Here is an 18381-nt window from a genome sequence, read left to right as displayed (position 1 = left end):
GTGCCGGCGTGGGCGCCGGTCGTTCGTGGGGTGGGCATGGTCTTCATCGCGCTCGTCGCCATCCTCGGCTTCGTCGCCACCAGCTGAAGCGCTACCCGCCGATGGTGACGGTGCGCCGCGCCGGGCCGTTGGCACTGCGCGGCACGATCGGGACGACGCCGAGGGCGCTGAGCACGGCGACGAAACCGTTTTCGATCTGAGTTTCGGTGCTGGGCCAGTAGCCGACGGTTTCGCACATGAACTCGTCGCATTGCTTGGGTGGCGGCCCGGCGCAGCCGGTGGCGAGCAGGACGACGGCGGCGGCCGCGGCGGCCAGGCGCAAACGTGACACGGCGGAACCCCTTCCCGGGCTCAGACGACGGCAGGCTGCCGGCGGCGGACGATCAGCGTGATCACGGCGATGGCCAGCAGGATCGCCACCACGGCCTGGTAGTACCCGGTGATCACGCTGATCAGGGCGCTCACCGCGCCGATCACCTCCATGGCCACCCCCAGCGTCGCCGCCCACGCGTGCCGCGCCAGGAACGCCGCGGCCACGGCGACGAGCACCGCGATCACGGGGTTCAGCACGAGCACGAGCCACACCGGCCCCGGCACGTCCTGGCCGTGGTCGAGGCGTTCGAGCACCGTGAGCAGCTGCACCACCCAGATCCCGATCGACGCCACGGCCTGCACGGCCATCACCCACCGCGCGGTCCTGACCTGCCACCCGCCCACGACGCACCCCTCCTCCGGTTGATCACCGGGAACGGTAACCACGGACGGCGGGAGCCCTCCCGAGTGTGTCTGCTACCTGTCGCGCGACTCCAGCACGACGGCGAGGTACCGCACCGCCAGCTCCTCGGCCCGGTCACGCCGCTCGACATCGCCGCGCCAGCGCCGGTACAGCTCGATACTCGCCAGCACCGCGGCCCCGGCTTCCTTCGTGTCGTACCCGCAGACGGTGGCCCGCAGCTCACGTGCCTCTTCCGGAGCGGCGAACTCCAGCCGGCGCACGCCTCGAGGAGGAACGCCGGCGCGCGCGGCGATCAGCGGCCCCAGGACGGTTTCCCTCAGGAACGCCAGGAATCCGAGCACGTCGAACAGCTCGCCGCGCCCGAGTTTCGTGGCCGCGTAGTGGACCCACACCCAGAACCGGTCTTCGAGCCACTGTTCGTCCAGCGGTTCCTTGGCGAGGGGTGCGGCGGCGAGGGCCCGGGTCAGCGTTCCGTCGCGCTCCCACAGGATCTTCGGGTCGCTCGTCCGCTCGCCGAAATCGGCCACCCGCACGAACTTGAAGTCCACGTGCAGCAGGCGCGGCCCGGTCAGGGTGATGACCAGCCGCGGTTCGCCGACGTGCTCGCCGGTGAAGCCCGCGACGAGGTCGACCCACGAGCCGATCAACGCGAACCTCTCGGCCATCACCGCATCGAACGCTTCATCGGCGACGACCACGAGGATGTCGACGTCGGAGTAGACGTCGGGCTCGCCATGGGCGATCGAGCCACCGACGGCCACCCCGGCCACGCGTGGGTCGCGGCCGATCTTCGGGAGCACGTCGTCAAGGAACTCGCGGTGCAGCGCGGGAACGGTCATGACCTTCCTTTCGGCAGGAGCAAAGTCGAGCAAAGTAGCACGAGACCGCTCCGACCGGCACGCGAATAAGCGCTCAGCCCTCGTGCAGCGCCTCGACGATGCGGCCGGCCAGCGCCGCCATCTCGGGCGACCCGATGGTCACCACGACGTCGCCCCGCTGCACGCGCCGCACCACCTCCGCACACGCGACGGAGCCGGACTCGGCGTACACCTTGTCCTTCTCCGGCAACGGAATCGCGGCGGTGAGCGCCTCGCCGTCATAACCCGCCGCGACGGTCTCGCCGGGGCCGAACACCGGAAGCACCACCGCCTGATCCGCCAGGCTCAGCGAATCGGCCATCTCGCCGAGGAACTGCCGCACGCGGTACGCGCGGTTGGGCTGGCACACCACGACCAGCCGGTGCTCCTGCGCGACCGACCGCAACGCCGTCAGCGAAGCGGCCATCGACGTGTGGTGGCAGGCGTAGTCGTCGTACACCCGCACACCGCGCGCGACACCGCGCAGCTCGAACCGCCTGCGGACGCCCGGAAAACGGCGTAAGGCGCGGGCCGCGCCGGGGATGCCGAGGCGCTGCGCGGTGAGCAGCGCGGCCGCGGAGTTGAGGCCGAGGTGCTTGCCCACCACCGGCACGTGCACCGCGCCGACGAGGGCGCCGTCGAGCACGGCGTCGTAGCGGATCCCCGTGGTCACCGAAGAAAGCCCCACCACGACGAGGTCGGCGTCGTTGGCCTCGCCGTAGGTGTACACGGTCCGGCCTTCCGCCCGCAGCGCCGAGGTGAGGCGGCGGCACCGCTCGTCGTCGGCGTTGGTCACCACGAAACCGCCGGGGCGCACGCGGCGGCAGAAGTCGAGGAACGCCTGTTGCAGGCCCTCGACGTCGCCGTAAGTGTCGAGGTGATCGGAGTCGATGTTCGTGACCACCGCGACCTCGGGCGTGTAGGCGAAGAACGAGCGGTCACTCTCGTCGGCCTCCACCACGACGTGCTCCCCCGACCCGACGCCGCCGGAACCGAGCGTGCGGACGTCGCCGCCGATCACGTACGACGGGTCGGCCCCACCGGCGCGCAGCGCGATCGTGATCATCGCGGTGGTGGTGGTCTTGCCGTGCGTCCCCGCGACCGTGATCGCGCGGCGCCCCGCCAGCACCGCCGCGAGCGCCTCGGACCGGTGGAGCAGCGGCAGCCCCCGATCGCGGGCCTCGACGAGCTCCACGTGGTCGTCGGGGATCGCGGTGGAGTACACCACGGTGTCGGCGTTCCAGAGGTGCCCGGCCGAGTGCCGGCGGTGCACGGTGGCGCCCAGGTCTTCCAGCAACGCCAGGGCCGGCCGGTCGCCCACCTCGCTGCCGCTCACCGGCACCCCGTGGCGCAGCAGGATCTCCGCGAGGCCCGACATCCCCACCCCGCCGATGCCGATCAGGTACACGTGGCCCAGGTCCCGCACGGTCAGCTCGTTCATCACGCACCCTCTTGTGTCCGGTGAGGACTCGCTGTCCCCGGATTCGAGGGTGCGGCCGGCATGTCCCCGGACCGCGCGCTCTCTGTCGCGGCAAGGCAACAGCCGTGTGCCGATCCGTCAGCGCGGCACGGAGAACGGCTGCCGGTCCGGGTGCCCGGGCGCGGGCTGCGGCGCGGCGAGGACGACGGTGGTGGCGTCGGCCGGCAGCCGCGGGCCGCGGCGCTCGACCACGCACGCCGAGGCCAGCGCGTAGCCGGCCGCCGCGAGGAAGAAACCGCCGAGGCAGTCGCTGGGGCGGTGCCAGCCGACGGTGAGTGTCGCGACGCCGACCGCGACGATCCACGCCACGCCCAGTGGCGCCGCCACGAACCGCCCCACACGCGGCAGCACGAGAAGCAGCGCGAACACGCTCATCGCCGCCACCGTCACGTGGCCGCTGGGGAAGCTGTTGCTCGTGGAGTGGATGCGCTCGGCCAGGTTCGGCCGGTCGAGGGCGACCTTGAGCAGCTGGGCGAAGCCCGCGACCACGACCAGCAGCCCGACGGCCGCCGTCGTGCGCCGGTACGCGCGCCGCACCAGGCCGATCACCACGACCAGCACGAGCGCGAGGGTGAACAGCACCGGCACCGGGACCTCCAGCGGCAGCGGCACCTCCCCCGAGGCGCGGGTGAACGACGGGTCGAACGTCTCCAGGACCCGCTGGTCGGCCTCCTGACCGGACTCCGTGCGGACCAGCAGCAAGTACGTCACCCCCGTCGCCACGACGAGGAGGACGGCGGCCACCAGCCGCCAGGCGATGCTGAGCACTCGGTTGTTCACCCCGTCCAGCCTGCCAACGCTTCGTCCGCGGCGGGCCCGGGAAATGTCATGGGTCTGCAACAACTGCGCATTGGTTCCGCACGGAGCAGTCCCCTGTGGACGGACGGGGCCTCTCCTCACCCCACCCGCAGCGTGGTCCCCCGCGGGATCAACGTCGGCGCGAACCGGCGCGTGGTGGCCGGCACCCCGGCGCCCGCGTCGATCAGCAGGTCCACGGCCGCACCGGCGATCTCCGTGAACGGGACCCGGATCGTGGTGAGCGGCACCGGCAGGCGCGCGGCGAGCGGAATGTCGTTGTACCCCACCACGGACAGCTCTTCGGGCACGCGCACACCGGCGCGCTGCACGGCCGAGAGCAGCCCGACGGCGGTGTTGTCGTTCACGGCGAAGACCGCGGTGGGGCGCGGGTCGAGGGCGAGCAGGGCGCGCCCGGCGTCCTCGCCGCTCTCCATGCTGAACGTCGAGGGCAGCACCACTGCCGGGAGGCCGGCTTCGCGCAACGCGTCCTCGTAACCGGCCCGGCGGCCCAGCGCGCTGGACGCATACGCCGGACCCGCGACCAGAGCGACGCGGCGGTGGCCGAGGTCCAGCAGGTGCCGCGTGGCGAGGTAGCCGCCGAGGCGGTCGTCGCCCACGGCCGCGGCGTTGTCGCCGAACGTGCGCATCGCCAGCACGTGCGGCACCCCGCGTTCGAGCAGTTCCTGGCAGAAGCCACCTTCGGTGCGTGCGGTGGTGAGGATCAGGCCGTCGACGCGGCGCCCGAGCAGCATCCGGCCGTTTTCGCGTTCCAGCTGCGGCTCGTCGTGCGAGGTCGCGACCAGCGCGTGGTACCCGCGGCGCGTGCACGCCGTGGCGACCTCCTCGTAGAACATCGCCATCACCGTGTCGGTCAGCCGCGGCACGAGCACGCCGAACGTGTTGGTCTGCTGGCGTCGCAGGTTGGCCGCGACAGGGTTCGGCTCGTAGCCCACGCCCTCGGCGATCTCGCGGATCCGCGCCGCCGACGGGCTGCGGAAGAACCGGTGCTCGGGGTTGAGCGCGCGCGAGACCGTCGACTTGCTGACGCCGGCCGCCAGCGCGACGTCGCTGATCGTCGGGCGGGCCCCCGGCTCCCGGGTGCTCTCCGGTGTTCGCTCGCTCATGCGGCTCCTTGACTCTCGGGCAACCCGCAGCCTACCGTTGTGCAACCGATTCCCTCATCGTTTGCACAGCCTGAAACAAGGGAGTGTCATGAAGTCTCTGGATCTGCGCGGCCTCGTCCCGGCGTGCGTCACCCCGTTCACCGAGAGCGGCGACGTCGACCACGAAGCCCTCGCAGTGCACGGTCGCTGGCTCGCCGGCCTGCCGGGCGTCAAGGGCATCGTGTGCAACGGGCACGCCGGCGAGGGCGCCAGCATGACCGAGACCGAGCGCGGCGACGTGGTGAAAACCCTGGTCGACGCCGTGGAGGGCAAGCAGCCCATCATCACCGGCGTGATCAGCGACGGCAGCCGCGTCGCGGGCGAAGAGGCCAAGCGCTACGGCGAGGCGGGCGCGGCGGGCGTGCTGCTCTACCCGGCGCACAGCTGGCTGCGCTTCGGCTTCCAGCCCGGCGCCGCCGCCGACCGCTACCGCATCGTCGGCGAGATCTCCGGCCTGCCGCAGATCCTGTTCCAGTACCCGGACGTGACGAAGGCCAGCTACAACCTCACCGAACAGCTCAAGATCGCCGAGCTCGACTCCGTGTTCGCGATCAAGAACGGCGTGCGCAACATGCGCCGCTGGGACACCGAGGTCCCGGTGCTGCGCAAGGAGGTCCCCGACCTGCAGATCCTCACCTGCCACGACGAGTACCTGCTGCACACGATGTTCGACGTCGACGGCGCGCTCGTCGGCTACGGCGCGCTGGCACCCGAGGGCATGTGGGAGCTGCTGCAGGCCGGCAAGCGCCGCGACTACCCGGCTGCGCGCGCGGTGCACGACCGGCTGCTGCCGCTGACCAAGGCCGTGTACCACCGCGGTTCGCACATGGAGGGCAGCGTCGCGCTGAAGCTGGGCCTGGTGCAGCGCGGGGTCATCCCCAACGCCTACGTGCGCTCGCCGCTGCTGCCGCTCGCTCCTGAGGCCGACGACGAGGTCGCCGCCGCTCTCGCCCACGCCGGTCTCGGCAAGGTGCTCTGACCCTCCCTCCCCCACCGCTTCGGAAGGCACATCAATGACCGCTGTGTCAGCAGAGGCACCAGCGAGAACCGGGTCCCGCCGCGAGCTGCGGTTCATCCTCGTGTTCGCGTTCCTCGGCTCGTTGTTCGACGGCGCCGAGATCAACCTCGTCGGCTACCCGCTCACCTACCTGTCCGGCTCCCTGCACGTGTCCACGGTGGCACTGGTGAGCGTGGCGACGTTCCAGGGTTTCGCCTCGATCGCGGGCGGTTTCTTGTTCGGCTGGCTCGGCGACACGCTGGGGCGCCGTCGCACGTACGCGATCTCCGTGCTCGCGTTCGGCGTCGCCGCCGTGCTCGGCGGGCTGGCGCCGAGCTTCGGGACGTTCCTGGCCACCCGGTTGCTGGCGGGCCTGGGCATGGGCGGCCTGTTCGGCCTGTCGTTCTCGATGTTCACCGAGTGCTGGAAAACCACCCGTCGCGGCACGATGGGCGGGCTGATCCAGTCGATGTACTTCCTCGGCGAGATCGTCACGGTCGGCGTGCTCTACGCGTGCCTGTCCTGGTTCGGCAACGACCTGGGCTGGCGCACCGGCTACGTCGTGATCGGCGTGGTGAGCGTGGTGATCGGGCTCGCGGCGTTCCGGCTGCTGCCGGAGTCGCGTCACTGGCTCGAGTACCAACGGCGGCTGCGCGAGGGCACCGTGCCGCCTGAGCTGCGGCGCACGCGCGTGCCGATCCTCGACGTGTTCCGCTCGAAAGTGGTCTACGGCAGCGTGATCTTCATGGTGCTGTCCACGGCCATGTTCCTCACGACCAACTCCGTCGGCGTGTACCTGTCGACGTATCTGCTGAAGGTGCAGCACCTGCCGCTGGGCACGGCGAGCGGCGTGGTGCTGATCGGCTACGTGTTCACGATCCTCGCCTACTCGGCGACGGGCGCGCTGTCGGACCTGGTGCGGCGCAAGTACGCGTTCCTGGCCGCCTGCGTGTTCGGCGTGGCCGGCTTCGGCTGGTTCCTCGGCCAGGTGCTGAGCGGCACGGACCACGTGAGCTCGTCCTTCTGGGGCGACACCACGTTCTGGGCACTGATGTGGTCGGCCGCGGCCTGCGGCGGCTTCGGCGTGCTGGGCGTGTGGATGTCGGAGTACTACCCGACGCGCATCCGGTCCACGGGCGCGAACAGCAGCTACTACGTCGGGCGCGGCCTCGGCGCCGGCGTGTACCCGCTTTTCGCGCTGACCCTGGCGGGCGGCGGCATTCCGCTCGCGTTGGCGCTGGGCATTCTGGGCCCGTTGGCGGGGATTGTTTTCTCCGCGATAGCGCCGGACCGAACCGGACGCGACATCGTGGCCATCGAATAGGCAGTGCCGTTTGAGAGAATTGCTATTTCCGGACAATGGTTCCGGTGCCCGCCGGGGAATGACCGGCGGGCACCGGGATCAGCTCACTGGCGCCAGTCGACGATCACCGCGATGCTGCCGCCCATGCTCTTGACCCGGACCTGCGGGTTGGCGGCCGTGTTGCCCCACGGCACCGTCATCTTGCCGCTCTTGCCACAGCCGAGGCTGAACCAGCCGCCCTTCGGGTGCTTGGCGTCGAAACCCCAGCCCTGGACGCACGCGGACTGGTTGGTGCCTTCCTGTACGTTCCAGCCGTAACCCGCGCGGAAACCCGCGTGGCCGAAGATCGCGCAGCTCGACTTGCTGACCGGGCCCCACTTCCCGATGATGCCCGACGCCTGGTGCGGGTCGGTGCACGCGTTGGCAGGCGCCGCGTTCGCGACCCCCGCCCCACCCACGAGCGTGCCGGCCGCCGCGATCGCGGCGACGAGCGCACCGATCCGCGAAATCCGCTTCCCCATGTGTTCTGTTCCCTCCAGTAGGAGCGGCAAGATCATCTCGCCGCGAACCGAACGTACAACGGAACAGCCGAGCGGCGCACCTCGAAAGTGGCCATTTAGGAATGACTTAGGGTTGCCGCGAATTCCTCCGCAGAAAATGAATCGCATTCACGCCGGGGTCAGGACCGCGCGCCCGTGGCTGATCCGCAGCACGTCGGCGAGGACCAGATCGGCGAGCAGCCGCTCCTCCTCGTCCGGCAGGTCCGGCCGGGAGGGCGGCGGCGCACCGGTGGTCAGCGCCGCGGCGGCGTCGGCGGTGAAGCCGGCCGGCTCGGCCGATCCGGTGCGGCGCTGGAGCAGCGCGCCGGCCGACGCCGCGAGGCCGCGCAGACCTTCCACGGACTCGTCGAGCGCGTCGCGTTGAGTGGAGTCCGGGCCGCCCGTGCCGGTTCGGGCGCGAGCAGGTCCTGGTGCGTGCGCACGGCCGTGCGGAAGCGCGGGCCGACCTCGCGCGCGTCGCCGCGCAGGCGCGCGGCGACGGATCCGAGCAGCTCGCCCATCGCGGCCGTCGCGTCCGAAAAGCGTTGCGCCACCGGGGGTTTCGGCACCCCCGGCACGGCGGCGAACCCGAACAGCAGCGCGATCGCGACGGCGAGAGCCACCAGCAGAACGTACTCCGCGAGCGTCGCGCCGGGGTCGAGGTGCTTGGTCACCGCGTTGACGCTCACGCTCATCAGCACGATGCACGCGTTGAACACCATCGGCTGCGCCTGCATGAAAGGGAACCCGACGAGCAGCGCGACGAGCCCCAGCGGCAGCAGCGCCGAAGCGGCAGCAGCCACAGCGCGAGCACGAGCACCACCGCCCCGGCCACCGAGCCGGCCACGCGCTGCCAGACCTTCGCCAGCGTGTCGCGCCATTCGGGCTGCATGATCGCGAACGTCGTCATCAGGAACGACACCGTGAGCGGGTCTCCCGGGCGCAACGACGCGATCACGACGGCCAGCAGCATGCCCAGCGCGCACCGCACCGCGTGGCGCAACTGGGCCGAGCGCCACGACAACGCGCCGGCGGCCTCGCGGCGCAACGCCGTGCGCACGATGTGGCGTGGGAAGTCCACAAGGGACTCCTCACGCGTCGAGACGGCCTCGCGCACCGCGGCGAGCGCCGTCCACAGGTCCTCGACGAGCACGCGGGTGTCGCCGGGCAGGCCGATCTCCGGGTCGACGCGCTCGAACTCGGGTCCGCCGGCCGGGTCGAGGGTCTTGGCGCGGACCGCGTCCGCGAGCTGCGTCAGCGCCGCCTCGGCGGCCGCCAGCACCGCGGTGACGGCCGCCGCCTGGCCCGCGTCCAGCACCCGCAGCCGGTCGCGCAGCACCGCGGCCGTGCCGTGGCAGCGCAGACCCGCCGCGACCACGCGCGCCTGCCAGCGCAGCGGCCGGTCGGCCAGCCACAGCCGAACGGCGCGTTCGGCGCTCTCGCGGTCCGGTCCGGCCAGCGCGCCGGCGAGCGCGGCGCGTCGGCTTGCCCGGATCGCCCAGGCCCGTGAGCAGTCGCAGCACGAACACCACGCCGATGGCCAGCGCGGGCGCGCCGAGGATCTGCCCGACGCTCGCCGCGCCCGTGAGCTGGAAGCCGCAGCCGAACACCGACGACATCCCGAGCCCGAGGCCCACGGTCACGTACCGCGCGCCGAGAGCCGGCAGCAACGCCGAGCAGAACACCACGAGCACGTGCAGCGCGATCGCCGCGGCGTGCGAGACCTGCCCGAGCAGCCGCGGCCCGGCCGCGCCGATCACCACCGCCGGCGCGAACGCCGCCAGCAGCTTGAGGTCCGGCACGAGCGGGCCGCCGTTGGCCGCGATGAAGCAGAACAACGCGGTCAGCCCGGCGAGGATCATCGTGCCACCGAGGCCGAGCACCGCCCCGAGCCCGGCCGTGCCGCCGACCACCACCAGGATCACGACGAGCATGCCGCCGCCGCGCGCCAGAACGTTCACCCGCACCTCACCGTCTTCGCGCTTCTTCCCGCGGAAGCCTCGCACCCCGGCAGCAGCGGCGCCATTCCCGGGCCGGGCGTTTGTGGCTGAGTCCTTTGTGGAGCGGGACGGGGAGCGCTCAGGCGGTGATCGTGGCCAGCAGCTCCGCCGCGCGGGCGCGGAAGGTCTCGACGTTGGCGAGCTTGATGTCCTCGTAGCCCCGCACGACGTCGGGCAGCGCGGCGAGCTCCTCGAACGCGTCGGCGGTCTTCGGGGTGAGGTGGGCGAGGCCGCGCTCCACGAGGTGCTGGTACTCCCCCGGCAGTGCGCGCTCGACGCGGCGGACCTTCGCGTAACCGAACACGTCGGCCCGGGTGCCCCGCAGGCGGCGGGCCCCCTTCAGCGCGCGGAAGGCCACCGTGGCGGTGCGGCCGCGCAGGCGGATCTTGCGCTTCATGCCCATCGCGCGCAGCACCGGCGGGTGCAGCAGCACGGCGACGTCGGCGTCCGCGCCGAACTCCGCCGCCCGCCGTGCCTGCTCGACCGGGTCGAGGTGCAGGCGCGCGACCTCGTACTCGTCCTTGTACGCCAGCAGTTTGTGCAGCCCACGCGCGTACGCGGCGGCGATGCGAGCCCCCGTGTCGGCGTCCGTGCGCTCGGCCGCCTCCGCGGCCAGCTCGCGAACCTGGGTGGCGTAGCGGCGCGCGAGGGTCTCGTCCTGGAAGCCGATCAGGTCCGCGACGCGCGGCGCCAGCACCTGCTCGAAGTCGCCGGCGGCGATCGTCGCGGCCACCGCGTCCACCGCCACTTCCGCGACGGCCGGTGAGATCGCGGCGGCCCGCACGGCGGCCGGGTCGACGACCGCGGCGCGGCCCCAGCGAAACGCCGCCAGCGTCTTCTCCGCGGCGGTGCCGTTGAGCCGGATCGCCGCCTCGATCGCGTCGGCCGAGATCGGCACCACGCCGTGCTGGTAGGCCGCGCCGATGAGCAGCATGTTCGCCGGCATGTGGTCGCCGAAGAGCTCCTCGGCCAACTCGTTCGCGTCGAGCGCCACGAGGTCGCGGGTCACGGCGCTGATCTTCTCCAGCGCGTCGTCGTTCGAACCGGGCAGCACCACGCGGTGGGTGACCATCGCGGCCGTGGGCACCAGCGCCGTGTTGACCACGGCGAAGGTGTGGCCCGCCCGCGCGGTGGCGAGGTTGCCCGCGTCGGCCGCGCCGAGCAGGTCGAAGCCCACGAGCACGTCGGCGGTCGCGCGCGAGGCCCGCAGCGAACCGGTCACGGGCGACTTGGAGATCCGGATGTCGGAGACGACCGGGCCGCCCTTCTGCGCCAGCCCGGTCTGCTCCAGGCCGGCGGCGAACCGGCCGTCGAGGTGCGCGGCCATCTGCAGCACGGCGGAGATCGTGACCACGCCCGTGCCGCCGATGCCGGGCATCCGCATCAGCACGGTGTCCACTTCGGACAGCCGCGCCGCCGGTTCCGTCAGCACCACAGGGAGTTCGGGCACCTCGCGGCGCGGCCTCTTCGTGCCGGGCGTCACGAGCAGGAACGACGGGCAGTCGCCCTTGAGGCAGGTGAAGTCGCTGTTGCACGAGGACTGGTGGATGCGCGTCTTTGCGCCGAACTCCGTCTCGACCGGCCGCACCGACAGGCAGGTGGACACGTCGCCGCAGTCGCCGCAGCCCTCGCACACGCGCTCGTTGACGACCACGCGCTCGGCCGGCGTCGGCAGCTGCCCGCGCTTGCGCAGCCGGCGCTCCTCGGCCGCGCACCGGTCGTCGTGGATCAGCACGGTGACGCCGTCGGTGGCGGCCAGCTCCGCCTCGACCTCGGCGAAGTCGTCGCGGTGGCGCACCGACGCGATCGGGTCGAGCGTGATCGCGCGGTAGTCGGCCGGGCTTTCGGTGGTGATCACGATCCGCCGCACGCCCTCCACGGCCAGCAGGCGCGTGATGGAGGGGACGTCGAGGCGGCCCTCGGCGCGCTGGCCGCCGGTCATGGCGACCGCGTCGTTGTAGAGCAGCTTGTACGTCATGGTCACGCCGCCGGCGATGGCCGCGCGGATGGCGAGCGAGCCGGAGTGGTGGAACGTGCCGTCGCCGAGGTTCTGCACGAAGTGGCGGTCGTCGGTGAACGGCGCGAGGCCGAGCCACTGCGCGCCCTCGCCGCCCATCTGCGTGAGGCCGATCTGGTGGCCGCGGCCCGCGCCGTCGATGGCCACCATCGCGTGGCAGCCGATTCCGACGCCGACGAGCGTGTCGTCGCCCGTGCGCGTGGAGACGTTGTGCGGGCAGCCGGAGCAGAAGAACGGCGTGCGCGGCGCGGCGGCGGTGGGCAGCGCGATGCGCGCCGGGCGCGGCGGCGTGATCGCGTCCAGGTGCACGGCGGCGGTACGCGGCAGCCGGTCCGGGCCGACGACGGCTTCGATGCGCTTGACCAGCGCCTTCGCCACGTCTTCCGCGACGAGCTGGCCCCGGCCCGTGAGCAGCGGCCGGCCGGTCTCGTCGTGGCGGCCGACGACGTTGGGCGCGCCAGGGCGGCGGTAGAGCGCTTCCTTGAGGTGGCCTTCGAGGAACGGCACCTTGTCCTCGACCACGAGCACCTCGTCGAGGCCCTCGGTGAGCTCGGCCAGCACGTCGGCGTCGAGGGGGTAGGGCATGGCGAGGCGGATCAGCCGCAGGCCGAGCGCCTCCATCGCGGCCTCGTCGAGGCCCAGATCCTGCAGCGCGCGCTGCACCACGGCGTAGCCGGTGCCCGACGCGAGCACGCCGAGCTTGGCGGCGCGGGCGGTGAAGGTGACGCGGTTGAGGCCGGCCGCGCGGGCGTACGCGCGCGCGAGGTCGAGGCGGCGGGTGAACATGTCGTGCTCGGCGTCGAGCGCGGGCGCGCCGACGAGCGCGCGCCCGGTCGGGCGGAGGGTCTCGGGCGGCATCGGGATGCCGTGGCTGAGCGTGTGCATGTCGACCGTGGCCGACGCGTCGGCGATGTCCGCGACGATCTTCAGCCCGGTCCACAGCCCGCTTGCCCGCGAGAGCGCCACCGCGTGCAGGCCGAACTCGATGATCTCGGCGACGCTGCCGGGCGCGAGCAGCGGCATGGCCAGGCTCTGGGCCATCGGCTCGCACGAGCTGGGCACCGTCGAGGACTTGCACGCCGGGTCGTCGCCGATCCACGCCACCGCGCCGCCGAGCGAGGCGGTGCCGGCGAGCGTGCCGTGGCGGATCGCGTCGGCCGCGCGGTCCAGGCCCGGGTTCTTGCCGTACCAGAAGCCGGTGACGCCGGCGTGGCGGCGGCCGGGGACGTTGCCGAGCAGCTGCGTGCCGGCGACGGCGGTCGCGGCCAGCTCCTCGTTCACCCCGGGCCGGAACACGACACCGGCCGGGTCGAGGAACTTCTTGGCGCGCCCGAGCTCTTGATCCAGCCCGCCGAGCGGGGAACCCTGGTAGCCGGAGACGAACACGCGCGTGTCGAGACCACGGGCCTCGTCGAGCCGGCGCTGCTCGAGCGTGAGCCGCACGAGCGCCTGGACGCCGGAGATCAACGCTCGCCCGTGGTCGGCGACGTACTTGTCGTCCAGCGAAACCGGTTCGGTGAGCACGTGGGGCGCTCCTCTCGCAGGGGCGTGGTGGGGCCCGGGTGGGACCGTTGTGGGGCGGGACACAGGAGAAACCTCAGCTTCTCACGGCGCAAGATCAGTGCGCGGTCTGGCCACAATGACGCAACTATGTAACGTGGACCTGGTATCCACTTTAGTTTCTTGCCAGGAGGCGACATGGCCGGCGTCGACGACATCGACCTGCGCCTCGTGGAGTTCCTCCGCCTCGACGGCCGGCGCTCGTATGCGGACATGGCCGCCGAAGTCGGGCTTTCCCTGCCCGCGGTGAAGCGCCGCGTCGACCGCCTGCAGGCCGCCGGCGTGATCACCGGCTTCACCGCGCAGATCGACTACACCAAGCTGGGCTGGAACATCGAGGCCTTCACCGAGCTGCGCTACACGGGCCGCACCCGGCCCCCGGACATCGAGCGCCTCGCTCGCGACCTGCCGGAGGTCCGGGCGGTGTACCTCATCGCCGGCGACCCGGACGCCCTGTGCCACATCCGCGCCCGCGATGTGACCCACCTGCGCCAGGTGATCGACGCGATCCACGTGTCGGGCGGGGTGGTGGGCACGAAGACGTTCATCACGCTGGGCAGCTCGACGGAGGCCGTGGAAGCCGGCTGATCCCCGGGCGGCGGTATAGGTCGTTATACGGAAAACACCTTGCGAGCCAGGGCCGGTCGCCGCGATCGTGGACGGCGTGGTGGCGATCCGGGAACTGACGGCGGACGACTGGCGCGCGTGGCGGGCCCTGCGGCTCAGCGCACTTGCCGAGGCGCCGCACGCGTTCGGCGCGCGGCTCGCCGACTGGCAGGGCGAGGGCGACACCGAGGCTCGCTGGCGCGGACGGCTCACGGACTGGCCGTTCAACGTCCTCGCGGCCGTCGGCGGGCGCGACGCGGGCATGGCGAGCGGCACGGCCCCGGACGACGACGGTGTGGTGGACCTGCACTCGATGTACGTGGCTCCGTCCGCACGCGGCCACCGCGTCGGCGAGGCGGTCGTCGAGGCCGTCGCGCAGTGGGCCGAGAGCCAGAGCGCCCACTCGTTGCGGCTGCAGGTCTTCGAGGACAACGCGGCGGCGATCGCGCTGTACCGCCGGTCCGGGTTCCTCGAAGAAAGCACAGTGCACTACCGGCGGCCGGCACTGAAGATGGTGCGCGGCCTCAGGCGCCCGTCACGTTCAGCATGATCGAGTAGATCGACGTCGTCGCACAGACGTACAAAACGTTGCGCTTCGGGCCGCCGAAGACCAGGTTCGCCACGGGTTCGGGAACTTTGAGGCCGCCGAGCAGCGTGCCGTCGGGGGCGAAGCAGTCGACGCCGGCGCTGGTGGCCGCCCAGAGGCGGCCCTGGTCGTCGAGGCGCAATCCGTCGAAGTTGCCTTGGCGGCAGCGCGCGATTTCGGCGCCACCGGTCAAAACACCGCGCGAGGTCACGTCGAAGCGGCGCAGGTGGCCGCGTTTCGTGTCGGCGACGTAGAGCTGTGAGCCGTCGCGGGAGAACGCCAGGCCGTTGGGCCGCTCGAAGTCGTCGGCCACGACGGTGACCGAGCCCGACGGGTCGATGCGGTAGACGTGGTCGCCGCCGATCTCGCTCTCGGCGCGGAAACCCTCGTAGTCACTGGAGATCCCGTAGCGGGGATCGGTGAACCAGACCGCGCCGTCGGCCGCCTCGACGAGGTCGTTGGGGCTGTTGAAGCGCTTGCCCTCGAAGCGGTCGGCGAGCACGGTGATCGAGCCGTCGTGCTCGGTGCGGGTGACCCGGCGCGGGCCCTGCTCGCACGTGAGCAGCCGGCCCAGGCGGTCGCGCGAGTTGCCGTTCGAGTAGCCCGCCGGGTGGCGGAACACGCCCACCGCGCCGGTCGTCTCGTCCCAGCGCAGCATCCGGTCGTTGGGGATGTCGCTCCACACCAGCGAGCGCGCCGCCGGGAAGTACACCGCGCCTTCGGCCCAGCGGCAGCCGTCGTGGAGCCGCTCCAGCCGCGAATCACCGCCGACGCGCGCGAACCGCTCGTCGAACCTCTCGAACTCCGCTTCGACGTACCCCGCCATCGCCCGCCCCCGGAAAGTCGGTTCCGCGCCGGAGCATAACCGTGGTGGGTTTGCCGGACGATGACTCTTCCCGACCACAGCTCCGGCCAGTTCGACGCCGACCGCCGTACCTACCCTCCGGGCGACCACGTGACCGGCGTGGTCACCCTCATCCCCCGCCCGGGGGCCATCGGCCTCGTGGTGGACCTCGGCGGGCCGCCGCAAGGATTCGTGGATGTCCTCCACCTGCCACGCGACCCCGCCGCCTGGCCGCCGGTCGGCACCGTCACCGACTTCGAGGTCCTGTGGCACCGGCCGGGGCAGGTCCGGCTGTGGCCACTAAATGCCGCTTACCACCATCCCGCCGCGTGGACGGCCGGGACCGAGTCGCGGAGTACGCGGAGATCACGCGCCGTCATCCGGTCGGTTCCGAGGTGACCGCGGAAATCGTCGACGTCTTCGCCGATCGCTCGTACGGCCTCGAATCCGACGGCGTCCGGACCGCGCTTCCGTGGGACGGCCCGAAACGCGTCGTCGGTACCCGGGCGCGCTACGTCATCGATCGGCATCTCCCGGCGACGCGGCGGATCCGGTTTCGCCCCTCTGACCTCGGTCACCCCAGCGGCAGCACGCCGTCGAGCGAACCCAGGTCCGAGACCTCCCGCGGCCCGCCCAGCAACCCCGTCACCGCGACGCACCGCGCGGCCACCAGGGCAGCGTCGGTGTCGGCGTGCTCGGCCAGCGCCAGCACGTCCTGCGCCGTCGGGAAGCGTTCCAGGCGCAGGCCGTCGGCGGCCGGTTTGATCATCAGACCGGACGAGCCCACGCGGCCGAGGCGGGCCCAGCGGACGCCGCGCACGTCGGCGAGGTCGACGTCCGGCACGTTGACGTTCAGCACGGTGCGCTTGGGCGCGTGGGCGACCAGCCACTCGAGCACGGCGACGCCCACCGCTGCCGCCGTGTCGAAGCGCGCGCCGGGGCCGTCGCCGCAGCTCACGGCGAGGGCCGAGCGGCCGGCGGTCGACGCGGTGAGCGCCGCGCCGACGGTGCTGGAGTGCAGCACGGAGCGGCCGGTGTTGTGGCCGTCGTTGATGCCCGCGACCACCACGTCGGGCGGCGGGCCGAGCGCGCCGAAACAGGCCGCGAGCACGGCGAACGCCGGCGGCGCGGACACGCGGTGCGCCGGCACGCCGTCGAGGCCGGGCAGCGCGTGCGGCTCGCACGCGACGATCGTGCCGTGGTCGATGGCGCCCAGCGACGTGCCGCTGCCGCTGCTGTCCCCCGCGGGCGCGGCCACGACGAGGTCGTGCCCCGCGTCCCGCAGGGCGTGGGCCAGCGCGAGCAGGCCCGGGGCTTCGATGCCGTCGTCGTTCGTGAGCAGTACCCGCACAGTCGCCCGCTCCCGGTTCGTCGGAGTGTTCGGATCGCTAGATTGTGACCACACGTTCGCTGTTGTGTCCACGCCCAAGCTGGACACAACGAATCTGTCCAGCCAAGATACCCACATATCCCCCTTGACCAGAAGCCCACGGGTCCGCATTATGTGATCTGCACGTCACAAACTGGCCGCGAGGAGTGACCCGTGAACGTCGAAGTCGACCCGGTGCTGTGCGAGAGCCACGGGCAGTGCGAGTTCGCCGCGCCCGAGGTGTTCAGCCTCGACGACGAAGCGGTGCTGCACATCGACCACGGGCCGGTCGAGAACGTGCGCGAAGCGGTGCACCGCGCGGCCCGCGCCTGCCCGACCCGCGCGATCCGGATCGCGGAGTAGCCCGTGCGGATCGTGGTCGCGGGAGCGGGGCTCGCCGGCTGGCGGGCCGCCGAAGCGCTGCGCGCCGAGGGGTTCCGCGGCGAGATCGTGGTGGCCGGCGCCGAAGCGCACCGGCCCTACGACCGCCCGCCGCTGTCCAAGGGCCTGCTCACCGGCGCCACCGCGGAAACCGCGCTGGCGCTGTCCGAGAGCGACACAGCCGACACCGAAGTCACCTGGCGCCTCGGCAACCCCGTCGCCGCCTTGCGCGGCCGCACCGTCGTCCTCGAAGACGGCGAAGAGCTCGACTTCACGGGTCTCGTGATCGCCACCGGCTCGACCCCCGTGATCCCCGCCGGCCTCAACCGCCCGCCCGGCGTGCACGTCCTGCGCACGCTCGACGACGCCCGCGCCCTCCGAGCCGATCTCACCGGCCGCGTCCTGGTGCTCGGCGCGGGCTTCATCGGCTGCGAGCTCGCCTCCACGTGCCGCGACCTCGGCCTCCCCGTGGCCGTCGCCGACCCGCTCCCCCACCCGCTGATCCGTGTGCTCGGCGAAGACGTGGCCCGGCGCGTCGAGCGCCTGCACCGCGAGCGCGGCGTGCGCTGGCTGCTCGGCACCCAGGTCGTGAAGTTCCTCGGCCGGGACCGCGTGACCGGCGCGGTGCTGTCCGACGGCCGTGCGGTGCGCGCCGATGTGGTCGTCATCGCCACCGGCGTCCGTCCGGCCACCGGCTGGCTCGCCGGCAGCGGCGTCGACGTGTCCGGCGGCGTCCGCTGCGACGAGTACCTGCGCGTGCTCGACGAGTCCGGCGCCGTCGTGCCGGACGTCGTGGCCGCGGGCGACGTCGCCTGCTGGACGCACCCGCTGCTCGGCGAGGCGGTGCGCGTGGAGCACTGGACCACCGCCGCGCTCGGTGCCGCCGCGGCCGCGCGCACGCTGCTGCACGGGCCGCAGGCCCCGTTCGACGCCGTGCCCTCGTTCTGGTCCGACCAGTGCGGCCTGCGCATCCAGGGCGTCGGCCTGCCCGGCCGCGGCGAGCACGTGGAGCTCGTGCACGGCAACCTCGCCGGGGACAAGTTCGTCGCCCGCTACTCGACGGACGGCCGGCACGTCGGCTCCGTCGCTTTCGGACTGCCCCGGCAACTCGCCCTCGAACGGCGGCGGCTCACGTCCGCCTGAGC

The 18381-nt window shown here is 72.3% G+C and carries 20 protein-coding genes; 8 read left to right on the top strand and 12 right to left on the bottom strand.

Annotation, left to right across the window (positions count from 1 at the left end):
- Positions 1–91: 91 nt before the first annotated feature.
- The 6 genes from AB0383_RS32310 to AB0383_RS32285 form a co-directional block, all read right to left on the bottom strand.
- On the bottom strand, positions 92–331 hold the full coding sequence (locus AB0383_RS32310) for a hypothetical protein (protein ID WP_366189345.1): 240 nt from the start codon (positions 329–331) through the stop codon (positions 92–94).
- Between the two features lie 20 nt (positions 332–351).
- On the bottom strand, positions 352–717 hold the full coding sequence (locus AB0383_RS32305) for a hypothetical protein (RefSeq protein WP_364184739.1): 366 nt from the start codon (positions 715–717) through the stop codon (positions 352–354).
- A 72-nt stretch (positions 718–789) separates the two neighbouring features.
- Positions 790–1575: a nucleotidyltransferase domain-containing protein gene (locus tag AB0383_RS32300; protein WP_364184737.1), complete on the bottom strand. Its 786-nt coding sequence runs from the start codon at positions 1573–1575 to the stop codon at positions 790–792.
- Positions 1576–1648: 73 nt separating this feature from the next.
- A complete protein-coding gene (gene murC, locus AB0383_RS32295; RefSeq protein ID WP_364184735.1) occupies positions 1649–3034 on the bottom strand; it encodes a UDP-N-acetylmuramate--L-alanine ligase in 1386 nt (461 codons plus the stop codon).
- A gap of 117 nt (positions 3035–3151) precedes the next feature.
- Positions 3152–3853, bottom strand: coding sequence for a phosphatase PAP2 family protein (locus AB0383_RS32290; RefSeq protein ID WP_364184733.1), 702 nt, complete (start codon positions 3851–3853; stop codon positions 3152–3154).
- A 116-nt stretch (positions 3854–3969) separates the two neighbouring features.
- Entirely contained in the window at positions 3970–4995 is a 1026-nt protein-coding gene (locus AB0383_RS32285) for a LacI family DNA-binding transcriptional regulator (protein ID WP_366189344.1), read from the bottom strand.
- Between the two features lie 88 nt (positions 4996–5083).
- Here AB0383_RS32285 and AB0383_RS32280 point away from each other — a divergent pair, with 88 nt between their 5' ends.
- Positions 5084–6013, top strand: a complete 930-nt coding sequence (locus tag AB0383_RS32280; protein ID WP_354869614.1) for a dihydrodipicolinate synthase family protein — start codon at positions 5084–5086, stop codon at positions 6011–6013.
- 34 nt (positions 6014–6047) lie between these two features.
- Positions 6048–7355, top strand: a complete 1308-nt coding sequence (locus tag AB0383_RS32275) for an MFS transporter (protein WP_366189343.1) — start codon at positions 6048–6050, stop codon at positions 7353–7355.
- Between the two features lie 83 nt (positions 7356–7438).
- Here the strand turns inward: AB0383_RS32275 and AB0383_RS32270 are convergent, their stop codons facing one another.
- From AB0383_RS32270 to AB0383_RS32260, 3 genes are all read right to left on the bottom strand, one after another.
- On the bottom strand, positions 7439–7855 hold the full coding sequence (locus tag AB0383_RS32270) for a hypothetical protein (protein WP_364184725.1): 417 nt from the start codon (positions 7853–7855) through the stop codon (positions 7439–7441).
- Between the two features lie 272 nt (positions 7856–8127).
- The gene (locus AB0383_RS32265) at positions 8128–8610 is read right to left on the bottom strand and encodes a hypothetical protein (protein WP_366189342.1); all 483 of its coding nucleotides are present in this window, start codon (positions 8608–8610) and stop codon (positions 8128–8130) included.
- Positions 8568–9251: an FUSC family protein gene (locus tag AB0383_RS32260; protein ID WP_364184721.1), complete on the bottom strand. Its 684-nt coding sequence runs from the start codon at positions 9249–9251 to the stop codon at positions 8568–8570. Before AB0383_RS32260 ends, AB0383_RS32265 begins: the two co-directional genes overlap by 43 nt.
- Between AB0383_RS32260 and AB0383_RS32255 the strand changes: the two genes are divergently transcribed.
- Entirely contained in the window at positions 9220–9924 is a 705-nt protein-coding gene (locus AB0383_RS32255) for a hypothetical protein (protein WP_366189341.1), read from the top strand. The two genes, AB0383_RS32260 and AB0383_RS32255, sit on opposite strands and share 32 nt — an antisense overlap.
- A gap of 28 nt (positions 9925–9952) precedes the next feature.
- Here AB0383_RS32255 and AB0383_RS32250 read toward each other — a convergent pair whose 3' ends face one another.
- On the bottom strand, positions 9953–13477 hold the full coding sequence (locus AB0383_RS32250; protein ID WP_366189340.1) for an indolepyruvate ferredoxin oxidoreductase family protein: 3525 nt from the start codon (positions 13475–13477) through the stop codon (positions 9953–9955).
- Positions 13478–13588: 111 nt separating this feature from the next.
- Here AB0383_RS32250 and AB0383_RS32245 point away from each other — a divergent pair, with 111 nt between their 5' ends.
- A complete protein-coding gene (locus tag AB0383_RS32245) occupies positions 13589–14038 on the top strand; it encodes an Lrp/AsnC family transcriptional regulator (protein WP_366189339.1) in 450 nt (149 codons plus the stop codon).
- A gap of 79 nt (positions 14039–14117) precedes the next feature.
- On the top strand, positions 14118–14606 hold the full coding sequence (locus AB0383_RS32240; RefSeq protein WP_364184716.1) for a GNAT family N-acetyltransferase: 489 nt from the start codon (positions 14118–14120) through the stop codon (positions 14604–14606).
- Here the strand turns inward: AB0383_RS32240 and AB0383_RS32235 are convergent.
- Positions 14581–15468, bottom strand: coding sequence for an SMP-30/gluconolactonase/LRE family protein (locus AB0383_RS32235; protein WP_366189338.1), 888 nt, complete (start codon positions 15466–15468; stop codon positions 14581–14583). The genes AB0383_RS32240 and AB0383_RS32235 overlap by 26 nt on opposite strands.
- A 60-nt stretch (positions 15469–15528) precedes the next feature.
- Here AB0383_RS32235 and AB0383_RS32230 point away from each other — a divergent pair, with 60 nt between their 5' ends.
- On the top strand, positions 15529–15885 hold the full coding sequence (locus AB0383_RS32230) for a hypothetical protein (RefSeq protein ID WP_364184712.1): 357 nt from the start codon (positions 15529–15531) through the stop codon (positions 15883–15885).
- Positions 15886–16060: 175 nt separating this feature from the next.
- On the opposite strand, the gene AB0383_RS32225 is transcribed toward AB0383_RS32230, so the two are convergent.
- Positions 16061–16837 (bottom strand): 5'/3'-nucleotidase SurE, encoded by a 777-nt coding sequence (locus AB0383_RS32225; protein ID WP_364184710.1) that lies wholly within the window; start codon positions 16835–16837, stop codon positions 16061–16063.
- Positions 16838–17029: 192 nt separating this feature from the next.
- Here AB0383_RS32225 and AB0383_RS32220 point away from each other — a divergent pair, with 192 nt between their 5' ends.
- Together AB0383_RS32220 and AB0383_RS32215 are read left to right on the top strand one after the other, a co-directional pair.
- Entirely contained in the window at positions 17030–17218 is a 189-nt protein-coding gene (locus AB0383_RS32220; protein WP_364184708.1) for a ferredoxin, read from the top strand.
- A 3-nt stretch (positions 17219–17221) separates the two neighbouring features.
- Positions 17222–18379, top strand: a complete 1158-nt coding sequence (locus AB0383_RS32215; protein WP_364184706.1) for an FAD-dependent oxidoreductase — start codon at positions 17222–17224, stop codon at positions 18377–18379.
- Positions 18380–18381: the final 2 nt, after the last annotated feature.

Origin of the sequence: Amycolatopsis sp. NPDC051373 (assembly GCF_040689465.1) — a bacterium.
GTDB lineage: Bacteria > Actinomycetota > Actinomycetes > Mycobacteriales > Pseudonocardiaceae > Amycolatopsis.
The sequence above is the reverse complement of the archived record's forward strand: the minus strand, read 5'-3'. Positions and strand labels throughout refer to the sequence as shown.